Origin of the sequence: Mesorhizobium sp. L-8-3 (assembly GCF_016756615.1) — a bacterium.
Taxonomy (GTDB): Bacteria; Pseudomonadota; Alphaproteobacteria; order Rhizobiales; family Rhizobiaceae.
The window spans coordinates 3,451,003-3,463,524 of record NZ_AP023262.1 but is presented as its reverse complement, the minus strand read 5'-3'; the positions used below and the strand labels follow the sequence as shown (position 1 = coordinate 3,463,524).

Below are 12,522 nucleotides of genomic sequence, written 5' to 3'. Positions count from 1 at the left end.
CAGGCGATACCTCCCATTGGAACTCGCCCAATTCTAGTAATCATCATTATGGTACGCAAGCATATTAAGTGTCGGAACCTGGAATTCATGAGTTCTCAGGCCGCCCTGCGCTTCGCCTCCATCGCCTCGACCATCGCTTCGAGGCGGACGTTGAGGAGTTCGTCCTTGTAGAAGCTCTCGTCGGCGACATCGCCTTCGAAGAACATGGCCTGGCGGCCGTATTTCTTCGCCGAATTCGCGATCAGGAACTGGGCATTGGTCATCCCGCGGCAGGTGCGCGAGGCATGGCAGACCACGCCGTCGAGTTCATATTTGTCGCAGAGCTTCTCTATCTCGCCGATCATGATCGGCGCGCCATGGTTGTTCGGGCAGACGAGGTAGTTCTGCGCCATTCCGAGCACGGGGTCACCGAGGTCGATGAGCTGCGGCTCTTGCCAGAACGACATGTGGGTGTAGCGCCCGGCCACCACGCAGGCGTTGACCTGGGCGAACTTGTCGGCCAGCCAACCCACCTTGTTCCAGTTCATCATGCCGTCGAAGAACAGACGGTAGCGTTCGTTCCTCACAGCCCCCTCGCCGGCAGCGAGGCGCTCGACGATCTCGTCCTTTACGCCCTGGAAGTAGTCGACGATGTTCTGGTCGCCGGGCAGGAAGCTCATCGGCGCGATCGAGACGATCCAATCGAAGAAGCTCGCCGGCGCCGGGTGCGCGGTGCACAGCGCCATGCCTTCAAGGCGCAACTCCGCCGCCTTCCTGATATAGCTCATCGTCTCGGAGAGCCGGTCGAAATTGAACTTGCGGCCGGTATTGGCCTCCAGGAACCTGGTGAGTTCGATCAACTGGTCGGCGACGTAGCGCGAACGCTGCTCCCACTCCTCGCCCCGAAGGTAACCGGCGTCCTGCCGCCCGCCCCACAGAAGAGGGATCTGGATGGTGAACATAGGCACCTTCTTGCCGAACACGCGGTATGTGATGTCGTCCCATTGCTGGCCGGAGGAGCAATAGGGATAGGCGTTCACGATCATGTCGGGCGGCGGAAGCTTCAGCATCGCCTGGATGCGCGGATCGTCGAGGCTCGCGCCCCCCTCGCCCGACTTGGCCTTGTCCAACTCGATCAGCATCTGGCCGATATGGGTGCGTGCATAGGAGCACAGTTCCCGATCGTAGCCGCGCTGCTCACCGCGTGCCTGGGCACCGATCTCCTGATGCCTGGCAGCCAGCATCGCCGACCATGCCTCGCCGTGGACCCAGACCAGATCATGAGCGTGGAAGAACGGGGGGATATAGGTGCCGTTGTACCAGACGACCTTCTTGCCCTCCTCCCTGGCGGCGAACACACCGCTCCAATAGTCGTTGACCAGCTTGCTGCCGAAACGCGTGCTCTTCAGCTTGTTGGCCTTTTCTCCATTGCCGAAGGCAGGTTTGGAATTCGGTATCGTAACGACGTTTTCCATGATGGTCCTCCTAAAGCAGTTCCAGCAAAAGTGCGCAGCGGTTTTGCGTCCGGAATTGCGTAAAAACAAAGAGTTAGGCGGCCTTGCTTGCGGCGCGACGCTTGGCGATTTCAACGAAGGTCTCGACCCTTGTCTTCAGGGCTTCCAGCGGCATCTCTTCGTGCTCCGTCTCGATGAGCAGATGCGGGATCCCGCGCGCCTCGAAGGCTTCCTTGATCTCGGGGTAGAAATACATGTGCGGCTCGCAGAACTTGACCATGAGGATGACAAGTCCCTGCGCGCCGGAGCGTTCGACGTCGCCGAGAAGGTAGTCCTCCCAGTCCATGCCCTTGATGACGCGGGTCGGACAGGGCAGACGCCGGTTCTTCTCGATGTACCAGCGCGCCATCCCGTCCAGCGGCGGGACGGTTTCGTCCATGTCGGCATGGATGAAGCGCCAGCCGACGAAGAGATCGTCATTGACGACGCGCGCTCCGCTCTCTTCGATCATATCCATGATCTCAGGCTTGGGCGCGTGGCACATGTGTCCGGAAAGATAGACCGGAACATCGGCACTCCCCGCTCCAACACGCGGAGCACCCGCCAGAAGCTGATCCATGAGGTCGACATGCTCCTCACGGTCCATCGTCATCGACGACTTCACCACCGCCTGCATGTCGCGCCCGGAGATCGCGATCTCGCCGTCGCGCCGCATCCGGTAGAGCGAGCGCATCTGCGTGCGATTGCGATTGAAGAGCCTGATCGACGATCGCACGGCATCGGCCGTCACTTCCCGGCCCGTCAGCGTCTCCAGTTCCTTCCACAGCTGAGCAAAGGTGCCGAGGGTCTCGCGATACGCCCAGTTCGCGTCCAAGGTCGTGCACAACTGGTTGAAGAGGATCGGCAGATCCGGCTTTTCCGCCCGGATCACGTCGGCGGTGCCGAGCAGTTGGACGCAGTGGTCGCCGAACATGATGGCATCGAGGCCGTCGAAGCGCCCGCGCATCGTCTGGTCGATGATCGAGCGATTGAAGCCGCAGTAGAAATTGAAGACGTTCGACTGGCCGACGGTGATCGGCTCCGCGTCATCCTGCAGCACGACGGGAAGACAGCCGGCCGCATGCGCCAGTTCTCCAGGGAAATGCATCGGGAGCAGCCCGACGACCTGACGGCCGACTTTGGCTTTCCACTCCGCAGCGTACTCCATCGGAGCTTCGACCACTTGCCTCATTCGGTCGATGGCTTGCTTCACGACGCTTCTCCACGTTTCGTCCGCTAGCTTACTAAGCTACAATTACCACATGACGACTGGCCTGAAAATGGCTATTTTCCTCAATTTTCAACTAACAATTTGGCGCTCAATAAAATCGATGGTGAGTTTAGCTTACTGATGATCCCCAATCAGGTCCGCGCATAAGGCAAGAGTGCCCCTGCACATATCGCATCGACCAGTTTGAATTTCTGGAGCTTGCCCGTTTCAGTCCGCGGCAGGTTCTCCATCACGAACCACAGCCTCGGCGCCTTGTAGTGTGCGAGTTCGCTCCGGCACCGGGCAAAGAGTTCGCCGATATCGGGAATGTCCGACGCGTCCTTCGGCTGGAGCACGGCGCCGACCTGCTCTCCCCACTGCGGATCCGGCACGCCGACCACCGCGACATCCGCAAGCCGCTTCTCCTCCAGAAGGACAAGCTCGATCTCGCGCGGATAGATGTTCTCCCCTCCGCGGATGATCATGTCCTTGATACGGCCCGTGATCTTCAGAAAGCCGCGCTCGTCCATCGATCCCAGATCCCCAGAACGCAGCCAGCCGTCCGGAAGGATGGCGCGCGCCGTCTCGTCCGGCATATCGAAATAGCCGATCATGTTCTGGTAGCCGCGCGTCTGGATTTCGCCCTGCTCGCCGAGCGGGACCGTTGCGCCGCTCGCGGGATCGGCGATGCGCACCTCCATATGCGGCAGGGGCCGGCCGATCGTAGCGGCGAGGTCCTCCTCACAGTCGTCGGGACAGGTTCCCGTGACGCTGCCCTGCATTTCGGTCTGGCCGTAGATGTTCGATATCGTCGCTCCCAGCTGCTCCCTGGTCGAGCGGATGAGTCGAGCTTCCACGACCGATGCGCCGGAGGTCAGGTTGCGCAGCGTCGAAAGGTCGTAGCTCGAGCGCGCGGGATGCACGAGAAGCTGCTCGATCATGGTGGAAACGAGCAGGGAGAAGGTCCCGCCATGGCGCTCCACCTGCGCCATGTAGTTCTCCGCATCCCATTCCGGCATCAGGACATGCGTCGCGTTCAGCATCACGGAGCCGATGCCGGCATGGCCGAGCGATCCGATATGGAACATCGGCATCGGGTTGACGAACACTCCGCCTTCCTTGAGGCCACCGCGCCGCTGAGTGAAGTTGGTCATGTTGGCCACGCCGACATGGTTGAAGATCACGCCCTTCTGCGCGCCCGTCGTGCCTGAAGTGAACATGATGACGGACGGATCATCAGGCGAAACCGGCGGCAGACTGGCCGACGGGGAGCCCTCGTCGAGGAAGGCCTCGACATCCGACACAGGGATGACCTCACGCAGGCCTGGCAGGTTCGGCGCGGCCTCGGCGATCGCCGCAGCCATGTCGAAGCCACGGTATGCGCCGGCATGGACCACCCCCGCCGCGCGGGACTTCGACAGCACATACTCCATCTCCCGGCGCTTGTAAGCCGGGTTCACCGTTACCAGCGTGATGCCCGCGAAGGCGCAGCCATAGAGCGTAGGTATCCAATCCGGGACGTTGGGCGCCCAGAAGCCCACGCGCTCGCCGGGACGGAAGCGAGCCAGCAATGCGCGCGCAGTACGCAGCGAGACGTCGAGCAGCTGTTCATATGTCCAGCTACGGCCCACATCCCGGTTTCCCTCGACCAAAGCCAGCCTTTCCGGCACTTTTTCTGCCGCGTCTCTCAACGCGTCGCCGAGAGTGACGTGGCGCAACGGCTGATCGTCGGTTGCCGGCCAGTAGGACGTTTCGAGCGTACCCGTCCGACTGGAACTGGATCTAGCCAACGCCATCATGACCTCCCTCGATGGTACGCGTCCACACCATACGCTACATGAGTCAAACTCACCTCGGCAAGCCCGTTGTCATTCAAAACTCAATTCGTTAGCATTCAATACGCTTGCGCACATTATGTCGAGGGGGAGGCGAGGATGGATTTCGCACTGACGGAGGAACAGGCGCTGCTGCGGCACTCGCTCGCCGATTTTGCCCGTGTGGAACTTGCTCCGCACTACACCCGGTGGGACCGCGCGCGTGAGTTTCCGGCCGCGCTCTGGCCGCGCCTCGGCGACATGGGCGTGTTCGGGCTTCGCGTGCCGGAAGACCTCGGCGGCACCGGCCTCTCCTATCTCGAGGCAGGACTGGCCATAGAGCAGATCGCGAGGGGAGACTTCAATGTCTGCTACGGCATCCTCAATTCCTGCTTTGCCGGCGACATATTGAGCCGCTTCGCCAAGCCGGAACTCTGCCAGACCTGGCTGCGGCCGATGGCGTCGGGCGAAAAGGTGATCAGCGTGCTGCTCACCGAACCGCATTGCGGGTCCGATGCGGCATCCATCCGAACGAGGGCCGAGCGCGACGGCGACGACTACGTCGTCAATGGCGAGAAGTCGGCTGTCACACTCCTGATGGCGGCCTCGGCCGGCATACTCTTCGCCAAAACCGCGCCGGAGAAGAAGGCCGCCGGCGTCTCGGCCTTCCTCCTGCCTCTCGACACACCCGGCCTTTCAAGGACACCTTACGAGGACATGGGCGCGAGGGGCATCGTGCGCGGCTCGCTTTTCCTGGACAATGTCAGGATCCCCGCCGCCAACATGATCGGGCCGGAGAATGCCGGCTTCACCCAGGTGATGCAGACATTCGACTATACACGCGCGCTGATCGGGCTGATGTGTCTCGGCGCGGCCGAGCAGACTCTGGAGGAAACGGTCGCTTATGTGAAGGATCGGCGGGCTTTCGGCCAGCCTATCTCCAGGAACCAGGGGGTGTCGTTCCCGCTCGCGGAAGCACGGTCCAGGCTCGAGATGCTGCGCTGGCTCTGCTACCGCACGCTGTGGCTCCGCGACCAGGGTCTGCCGCATACCGCCGAAGCCGCGATGTGCAAGGCCGAGGGCCCCACCCTCTGCGCCGACGTCATCCGCGACTGCCTCGTGCTGCATGGCCACTACGGCTACACGCAGGACTTTTCCGTCGAACAGCGTTACCGCGACGTGCTCGGCCAGATCATCGCCGACGGCACGCCGCAGATCATGAAGCTCATCGTCGCGCGCCATATGCTCGGGAGGGATTTCGCATGAACATCTACGATCTGAAGGGCAAACGCGCCCTGGTGACCGGCGGGGGCTCCGGCATCGGCTACGCCTCGGCGCAGCTTTTTCTCCACTCGGGCGCGTCGGTGGAACTGTGGGGTCGCGACATGGCCAAGCTCCAGCGCGCCCGCGATGAGCTCGAACCCCTGGGCGAAGTCCATATCGCGTCGGTCGACGTTTCGAAGGGCGACGCCGTCGACGCGGCAGCAAAGGCGCTCCTGGCCCGCTGGGGCGGTCTCGATATCCTGTTCAACTGCGCCGGCCATTCCACCCGCGTCGCGCCCCTCGCGGAGCTGACATATGAGGACTGGCGGTTGGCGACCGCCATCAACCTCGACAGCGTCTTCCACACCTGCCGCGCCTTCGTGCCAGGCATGGTCGCGCAGGGCTGGGGCCGCATCATCAACACGACGAGCCAGGCCGGGAAGGACGGCAATCCGTTCATGGCCTGCTATGTCGCCGCGAAGGCTGGCGTGATCGGACTCACCAAGTCGCTAGGCAAGGAACTGGCCAAGACAGGGGTTCTGGTCAATGCGATCTGCCCGACCGTCTTCGACACGCCATTGGTCGCCGATACGGTCGAACGCGCGCCGGACGCCATGGCCGCTTCGCTGGCGAAGATCCCCATGGAGCGCATGGGACGGCCCGAGGAGGCGGCCGAGCTCGTCGCGTGGCTCTCCTCGGACGCCTGCAGCTTCAACACCGGCGTGACATTCGACCTTTCGGGCGGCCGAGCCGTGTATTGATCGCGGCGCTCCACTGCGATACCCCCGACGCGGCAGGAGGCAATATGGATCAGCTGGCTCTCGACGGCACATTGAACTTTCGCGCGGTCGCCGCATATCCGGCCCGCGGCGGCAGGCTCAAGACCGCGTCGCTCTATCGCAGCGGGGAGTTTCATGGCATCGGCGCGAGCGGAATTGCGGGCATGCGCAGCCTCGCCGTCACCACGGTCTTCGACCTGCGCAGCGACACCGAGAAGAAACGCCGTCCCTCTCCGCTGCTTTCGCTTTCCGATTTCAGCGTGGCGACCACACCGCACGATGTCCGCCACGGCGACCTGCGTGCCGTTCTGGCAGACGCAGAGTCGACCCCCGAGGCCTGTGCTTCCGTCATGAAGGCGATCTATGTGGACCTGCCGGACAGGTTTGCGGCGATCTATGCGCACTATTTCCGCACCGTGCTCGAGTGCCCACAGCCCGTCGCGCTCCATTGTGCGGCCGGCAAGGACCGCACCGGCGTGGGTGTGGCGCTGCTGCTCGATCTGCTCGGCGTTTCTCGTACAGACATCATGGAGGACTATCTCAAGACGAACGCGGTGCGCGACCTCTTGCGCGAACGTTTCAGCAATCACAACAGCGCACTCGGATATGTGACGCATGCCGACCGTCTGATCGAGCCGGTCATCGCCGCCGATCCGGACTATCTCGCCGCCATGTTCGCGACGATCGAGCGGGATTTCGACGATACTGAATCCTATGTCCAGGCTCGGCTCGGATTGAGCGCGGACGAGATCGACCGCCTTCGCTTTCGACTGGTCGCCTGAGCGACGATCAGGCTCCTTCCGCGAAGTCGGTAGAGGTCGACAGATCACGCCAGGCTTTCGCGCTTTCCAGAAGCGAAGTGCCCTTGTCGGCCATGACCTGAACTGCGTCGCTCCCTGCAGCGAGACGAACTGGCGGCTCCTCGGCATTGGCGAGTTTGACCATGGCGCGCCCGAAGGCGGCCGGATCGCCTGCCTGCCGCCGATTGACCGAGTCGCGCCGCCTGGTCGACCGTTCCGTCGTTTCCCGGTAGTCGTCGATCGACAGGTCGGCGAGGCGCATCGAGCTTCGATCGAGGAAGTCGGTACGGAAATAGCCCGGATGGACCGAGGTCGCGCGGATGCCGAACCGCGCAAGTTCGAGGCTGAGCGCTTCCGACCATCCGGCCACCGCGAATTTCGACGCGCAATAGACGGAACCACCGTCGACACCGACGAGACCCACCATGGACGAGATGGTGATGATGTGACCCGATCGCTGCCGGCGCATGGGCGGAAGCACCGCGCGCGTGACCCGGAAGACGCCGAAGACATTCGTCTCGAACTGACGTTCGATGGCTTCGGCCGATGTTTCTTCGAACGCACCGAGCTGGCCATAACCGGCATTGTTGACCAGCACGTCGATGCGGCCGAAACGGGCGGCAGCAGATTCTACCGCTCTCTCGACATCAGCCTGATCGGTCACGTCGAGGGCGAGCGACAGCAGGCGGTCGTCGTGACCGACAAGCGCTTCGCGCAGCCTGGGCAGATCACGGCCCGTCGCCACGACCTGGTCGCCAGCCGCCAGTGCCGCCCGCGCCGTCTCCAGTCCAAGGCCGCGTGTCGCACCGGTGACGAACCATGTCTTCATGCGCGCCCCATAAGCCTGTTTCAGACGATCTCGGCCACGCCCTGGTCGAGCACGGTGCGCTCGCCAACCTTGGCCTCGAACAGGATCTGGCTGCCTTCCTTCCAGCAGGAGAAGTCCAGCCGGTCGCCAGGCATCACCACGCCTGCGAAGCGCAGGCTGAGTGATCTCATGAGCGCGGGGTTTCCCCCGCAGAACGCACGGAGCACGACGGCGCAGACCGTGCCATAGGATGCCAGGCCGTGCAGGATCGGCCGGTCATAGCCGGCCTTGCGCGCGACGTCATAGTCGCCATGGAGCGGGTTGTAGTCGCCAGAGAGCCTGTAGACCAGCGCGGCCCTCTGCGAGGTCGCGACGGCTTCAACATGGTCCGGCGCGCGTGCTGGCATTTCCGGCCGCGTCGCCTTGGGGAGCGGCTCGCCGCCAAATCCGCCATTGCCGCGCAACGCCACCGTCTGGTCGATCGTACAGTAGAGGGTGCCGTCGGCCGCGTCCGTGATCTGGCGCCGCAGGATGCACACGGCTCCCTTTTCGGCGCCGCGATCATAGAGCCCGGTGATCGCCGCACGGCCTACGACATCCGCCTTGGCCGGCAGCGCCTTGTGGAACTGGGCCGCATGCGCCATATGCAGGACCTTGACCCAGTCGACCTCGAGCGCCGGGGTCTTCGGCCACATGCCCGGCGTCGCGAGCGTCACAGCGAAGGCGGGCAGCACGCGCAGCCGATCCTCGAGCAGGAAGTCGAGATCCTGGCTCTCGCCAGGCGCGATGGGCAGGCCGACGCCCAGGGCGTAGAGGATCGCGTCGCGCGCATCGTAGCTTTGCCGCTGCTCGCCGAAATCCCAGTTGCGCAGACGTTCCGGATCGAAGGCCATCAGACGGGGTCCCAGGTGAACACGTCGCCGGAGCGGTGAAGCAGATAGAAGTCGTTCTCGAACTGCGGAAAGACGCGCTCGACGATGGCTTCCGGTGTCCAGCCGTCGCTGGTATGCGCGGTGCGGACCGGACGCGGCTGGGAGAACAGATAGATCTCGTTGTTGCGCGAGCCGAAGACCTGACCGGTCACCCCGCTCGCCCCGTCTGCGCAAAGCGCGACGCACAGTGCGGCGACCTTCTCCGGAATCAGCTTCTTCAGGCCCTCGACACGCTTCTGCTGTTCCGGCGTGTCGGTCGGGATCGACGAAACCATGCGCGTCCAGGCAAAGGGGGCCACCGCGTTGGAACGTACGTTGAAGCGCTGCATGTCCAGCGCGATCGACTTAGAGAGTGCAACGATACCGAGCTTGGCGGCCGAATAGTTCGCCTGCCCGAAATTGCCGATCAGGCCCGAGGTCGACGCCATGTGGACATAGGCGCCACTCGCCTGCGTCTTGAAGTGCGGTGCGGCGGCGCGCGAAACATTAAAGCTGCCCTTCAGATGCACGGCGACGACTGCGTCGAAGTCCTCCTCCGTCATCTTGTGGAAGAGCACGTCGCGCAGGTTGCCGGCATTGTTGACCACGGCATCGATGCGGCCGAAATTGTCGAGCGCGGCCTGCACCATCGCATGCGCATCGTCCCACGATGCGACCGATCCGAAATTCGCGATGGCGCGCCCGCCGAGCGCCTCGATCTCGTGAACGACCTCCAGCGCCGGCTGCGTATCGCCCTCACTTTGCCCCGTCAGCGACACGCCGAGGTCGTTGACTACGACGGCGGCACCCGCGCGCGCCATCTCCACCGCGACGGCCCTGCCGACGCCGCGCGCCGAGCCGGTAACGATCACGACTTTTCCATCCATCAGGCCCATGAACGCGTACTCCTGGATTGATCACTCAAGACTCCCTCGAACGGGAGCCGTCAGTAGCTCTTCGGAAGATCGAGGACCTTCTCGGCGATGAAACTCTGGATGAGCTGCTCGGTCACCGGCGCGATGCGCGTCACTGTCACTTCGCGCAGCAGGCGCTCGACATGGTATTCCTTGGCGTAACCGAATCCGCCATGGGTGAGCACGGCTTGCATGCAGGCGTCGAAGCCGGCGCGCGCGCCGAGGAACTTGCCCGCGTTCGCCTCCGCGCCGCAGGGCTTGTGAGAATCATAGAGCTCGGCGGCCCTCATCAGCATCAGCCAGGCGGATTCGAGATACATCCAGCGTTCGGCGAGCGGATGCTGGATGCCCTGGTTCTGACCGATCGGGCGGCCGAACACGACGCGCTCCTTGGCATACTTCGCCGCACGGGAGAGTGCATCCCGGCCGATGGCCACCGCTTCCGTGCCTACGAGGATCCGCTCCGGGTTCAGCGAGTGGAGGATGTAGGAGAAGCCCTTGCCCTCCTCGCCAATGCGGTGCTCGTCGGGGATGAAAAGGTCCTCGATGAAGATCGCATTGGAATCGACCGCCTTGCGGCCCATCTTCGGGATTCGCTGCACCTCGATATGTTTGCGGTCGAGATCGGTGTAGAAAATCGTGATGCCGTCGGTCGGGCGCCTGCAATCTTCGTAGCGCGTGGTGCGAGTGAGCAGCATGATCTTCGACGCGACCTGCGCGGTCGAAGTCCAGACCTTCTGGCCGCGAACCCTGTAGCCGCCCGGCACTTTTTCAGCGAAGGTCTTGATGCGAGTCGTGTCCAGGCCGGCATCGGGCTCGGTGACGCCGAACGCGACCTTGTCCTGACCCGCGACCAACCGCGGAATCCATTCCGACTTCTGCTCGTGATTGCCGAATACAACGATCGGGTGCGGACCGAACAGATTGATGTGTACGGATGAGGCCGCCGCCATGCCGCCGCCATTGTTGGCGACCTCATGCATCATAACCGCGGCTTCCGTCACACCTAGCCCCGAGCCGCCATATTCCTCGGGCATGGTGATGCCGAGCCAGCCGGCGTCCGCCATGGCACGATGGAACTCGTCCGGAAACTTTCCGTCCTCATCGCGCTCCAGCCAGTATTCGGCATCGAATTTTCGAACGACACCGCGAACGCCGTCACGAATGGAGTTGAGCGTGTCTTCGCGTTCTTCTGCGCTGCCAGCCACGGAATCCTCCCTCTTTAGCCCACCGAGGCCAGCGTGCGCCGGGCCTGCTTCAGGTGGGGTATGTCATACATCTTGCCGTCCAGACCGATCGTGCCGAGGCCCGGATTTTCGTCGAATGCTGTCACAATCCGCCGCGCCAGGGCCAGGTCGGCTTCGCTTGGCGCAAATGCGCGCCGGATGCCGGCCACCTGTTCGGGATGGATTGCAAGGCGACCGGTGAAGCCATCGCGCCGCGACACCTGGCATGACGCTTCCAGTCCGTCGGGGTCGCGGAAGTCGGCGTAGAGCGTGTCGAGCGCCTGTACGCCCGCATTCGCTGCGGCGAACAGACAGAGCGACCGCGCGAGTTGATAGGGCTGGGTCCAGCTGCCGTCGGCTTCCTTGTTGGCGGTGGCGCCAATGACGGCGCCAAGATCTTCCGCGCCCCAGGTCAGCGCCACCAGTCGGGGATGCGCTGGCGCATAGGAGCCGAGGTTGAACATTGCCGCGGCCGTCTCGGTCGCGACGACGATGATCTTGACGTGTCCGTTCGGCATGCCAGCCGTAGCCTCGAGCGGATTGATCATGGCCGCAACGGTTTCGACATCCTGTCCGCCGTTCGACTTCGGCAACACGATGCCGTCTAGACCAGGGCGCACCACGGCTTTCAGATCGTCGGCGGTTATTCCGGTGTCGAGCGGGTTGACTCGTACCCAGAAGGTCCAGTCGCGCTTGCCGTTCGCCGCGTCGATCCAACTCGACAGGGTCTGCCGGGCCGCTGCCTTGTTCGGCGGGGCTACCGAGTCCTCCAGGTCGAGGATCAGCCCGTCGGCGCTGACGCCCTTGGCTTTCTCGAACTTCTTCTCCGAGTCGGCCGGCACGAAGAGGAGCGAGGTCAGTCTCATGCCGGCGCTTTCATCATCAGCGCCAGGCGGCGGCATTCGCAGACCACCTCATTGCGCTGGTTGATGCCGCGGTGGATGAAGGTGACGATGCCCTGGGTCGGACGCGACTTTGACTCGCGCTTGGCCACAACCGTGGTCTCGGCGCGGATCGTGTCTCCCGCGAAAACCGGCTTCGGGTATTTCACTTCCTCGAAACCGAGATTGCCAACGGTGGTGCCGAGCGTCGTGTCGGCGATAGTCAACCCGACGACCAGGCCCAGCGTGAAGACCGAGTTCATCAGCGGCTTGCCGAATTCGGTTTGCGACGAATAGTGGTGATCGAGATGGATCGCCGCCGGGTTCATCGAGAGCGTTGTGAAGATAACGTTGTCCGTCTCCGTCACTGTGCGCCGAGTATCGTGGACGATCGTCTCACCATCGACGAACTGCTCAAACCAGCGTCCGGCCATGTCAGTTCCT

Annotated in this window: 12 protein-coding genes; 3 read left to right on the top strand and 9 right to left on the bottom strand. The window is 63.2% G+C overall.

Annotation, left to right across the window (positions count from 1 at the left end; translation table 11 throughout):
• Window positions 1-95: 95 nt before the first annotated feature.
• From JN302_RS16150 to JN302_RS16140, 3 genes are all read right to left on the bottom strand, one after another.
• Complete coding sequence (locus JN302_RS16150) at window positions 96-1,454, bottom strand: 2-hydroxyacyl-CoA dehydratase subunit D (protein WP_202333592.1); 1,359 nt, start codon at window positions 1,452-1,454, stop codon at window positions 96-98.
• A gap of 73 nt (window positions 1,455-1,527) precedes the next feature.
• Window positions 1,528-2,685 (bottom strand): 2-hydroxyacyl-CoA dehydratase subunit D, encoded by a 1,158-nt coding sequence (locus JN302_RS16145; RefSeq protein WP_202333589.1) that lies wholly within the window; start codon window positions 2,683-2,685, stop codon window positions 1,528-1,530.
• A gap of 149 nt (window positions 2,686-2,834) precedes the next feature.
• Window positions 2,835-4,478, bottom strand: coding sequence for a class I adenylate-forming enzyme family protein (locus JN302_RS16140; RefSeq protein ID WP_210382594.1), 1,644 nt, complete (start codon window positions 4,476-4,478; stop codon window positions 2,835-2,837).
• Between the two features lie 138 nt (window positions 4,479-4,616).
• Between JN302_RS16140 and JN302_RS16135 the strand changes: the two genes are divergently transcribed.
• Genes JN302_RS16135 through JN302_RS16125 form a run of 3 tightly spaced genes read left to right on the top strand, consistent with a single transcriptional unit; the run spans window position 4,617 to window position 7,320 of the window.
• A complete protein-coding gene (locus tag JN302_RS16135; protein WP_202313439.1) occupies window positions 4,617-5,762 on the top strand; it encodes an acyl-CoA dehydrogenase family protein in 1,146 nt (381 codons plus the stop codon).
• Entirely contained in the window at window positions 5,759-6,520 is a 762-nt protein-coding gene (locus tag JN302_RS16130) for an SDR family NAD(P)-dependent oxidoreductase (RefSeq protein WP_202313437.1), read from the top strand. The genes JN302_RS16135 and JN302_RS16130 overlap by 4 nt, the downstream gene beginning before the upstream one ends.
• Window positions 6,521-6,564: 44 nt before the next feature.
• Window positions 6,565-7,320, top strand: a complete 756-nt coding sequence (locus JN302_RS16125; protein WP_202333585.1) for a tyrosine-protein phosphatase — start codon at window positions 6,565-6,567, stop codon at window positions 7,318-7,320.
• A 7-nt stretch (window positions 7,321-7,327) separates the two neighbouring features.
• On the opposite strand, the gene JN302_RS16120 is transcribed toward JN302_RS16125, so the two are convergent.
• From JN302_RS16120 to JN302_RS16095, 6 genes are read right to left on the bottom strand one after another with little or no spacing between them, the layout of a single operon-like run.
• Window positions 7,328-8,167, bottom strand: coding sequence for an oxidoreductase (locus JN302_RS16120; protein WP_202333583.1), 840 nt, complete (start codon window positions 8,165-8,167; stop codon window positions 7,328-7,330).
• Between the two features lie 20 nt (window positions 8,168-8,187).
• Window positions 8,188-9,039: a MaoC/PaaZ C-terminal domain-containing protein gene (locus tag JN302_RS16115; protein ID WP_202333580.1), complete on the bottom strand. Its 852-nt coding sequence runs from the start codon at window positions 9,037-9,039 to the stop codon at window positions 8,188-8,190.
• Window positions 9,039-9,953, bottom strand: a complete 915-nt coding sequence (locus JN302_RS16110) for an SDR family NAD(P)-dependent oxidoreductase (RefSeq protein WP_202333578.1) — start codon at window positions 9,951-9,953, stop codon at window positions 9,039-9,041. Before JN302_RS16110 ends, JN302_RS16115 begins: the two co-directional genes overlap by 1 nt.
• 50 nt (window positions 9,954-10,003) lie before the next feature.
• Complete coding sequence (locus JN302_RS16105; protein ID WP_202313427.1) at window positions 10,004-11,179, bottom strand: acyl-CoA dehydrogenase family protein; 1,176 nt, start codon at window positions 11,177-11,179, stop codon at window positions 10,004-10,006.
• 14 nt (window positions 11,180-11,193) lie between these two features.
• Window positions 11,194-12,063 (bottom strand): HpcH/HpaI aldolase/citrate lyase family protein, encoded by an 870-nt coding sequence (locus JN302_RS16100; RefSeq protein WP_202313425.1) that lies wholly within the window; start codon window positions 12,061-12,063, stop codon window positions 11,194-11,196.
• Window positions 12,060-12,512: a MaoC family dehydratase gene (locus JN302_RS16095; protein WP_202333574.1), complete on the bottom strand. Its 453-nt coding sequence runs from the start codon at window positions 12,510-12,512 to the stop codon at window positions 12,060-12,062. Before JN302_RS16095 ends, JN302_RS16100 begins: the two co-directional genes overlap by 4 nt.
• Window positions 12,513-12,522: the final 10 nt, after the last annotated feature.

Coding starts and splice junctions, on each gene's coding strand:
- JN302_RS16150 (WP_202333592.1), bottom strand. CDS start 1,454: ATGGAAAACGTCGTTACGATACCGAATTCCAAACCTGCCTTCGGCAAT.
- JN302_RS16140 (WP_210382594.1), bottom strand. CDS start 4,478: ATGGCGTTGGCTAGATCCAGTTCCAGTCGGACGGGTACGCTCGAAACG.
- JN302_RS16110 (WP_202333578.1), bottom strand. CDS start 9,953: ATGGGCCTGATGGATGGAAAAGTCGTGATCGTTACCGGCTCGGCGCGC.
- JN302_RS16120 (WP_202333583.1), bottom strand. CDS start 8,167: ATGAAGACATGGTTCGTCACCGGTGCGACACGCGGCCTTGGACTGGAG.
- JN302_RS16100 (WP_202313425.1), bottom strand. CDS start 12,063: ATGAGACTGACCTCGCTCCTCTTCGTGCCGGCCGACTCGGAGAAGAAG.
- JN302_RS16095 (WP_202333574.1), bottom strand. CDS start 12,512: ATGGCCGGACGCTGGTTTGAGCAGTTCGTCGATGGTGAGACGATCGTC.
- JN302_RS16130 (WP_202313437.1), top strand. CDS start 5,759: ATGAACATCTACGATCTGAAGGGCAAACGCGCCCTGGTGACCGGCGGG.
- JN302_RS16135 (WP_202313439.1), top strand. CDS start 4,617: ATGGATTTCGCACTGACGGAGGAACAGGCGCTGCTGCGGCACTCGCTC.
- JN302_RS16125 (WP_202333585.1), top strand. CDS start 6,565: ATGGATCAGCTGGCTCTCGACGGCACATTGAACTTTCGCGCGGTCGCC.
- JN302_RS16115 (WP_202333580.1), bottom strand. CDS start 9,039: ATGGCCTTCGATCCGGAACGTCTGCGCAACTGGGATTTCGGCGAGCAG.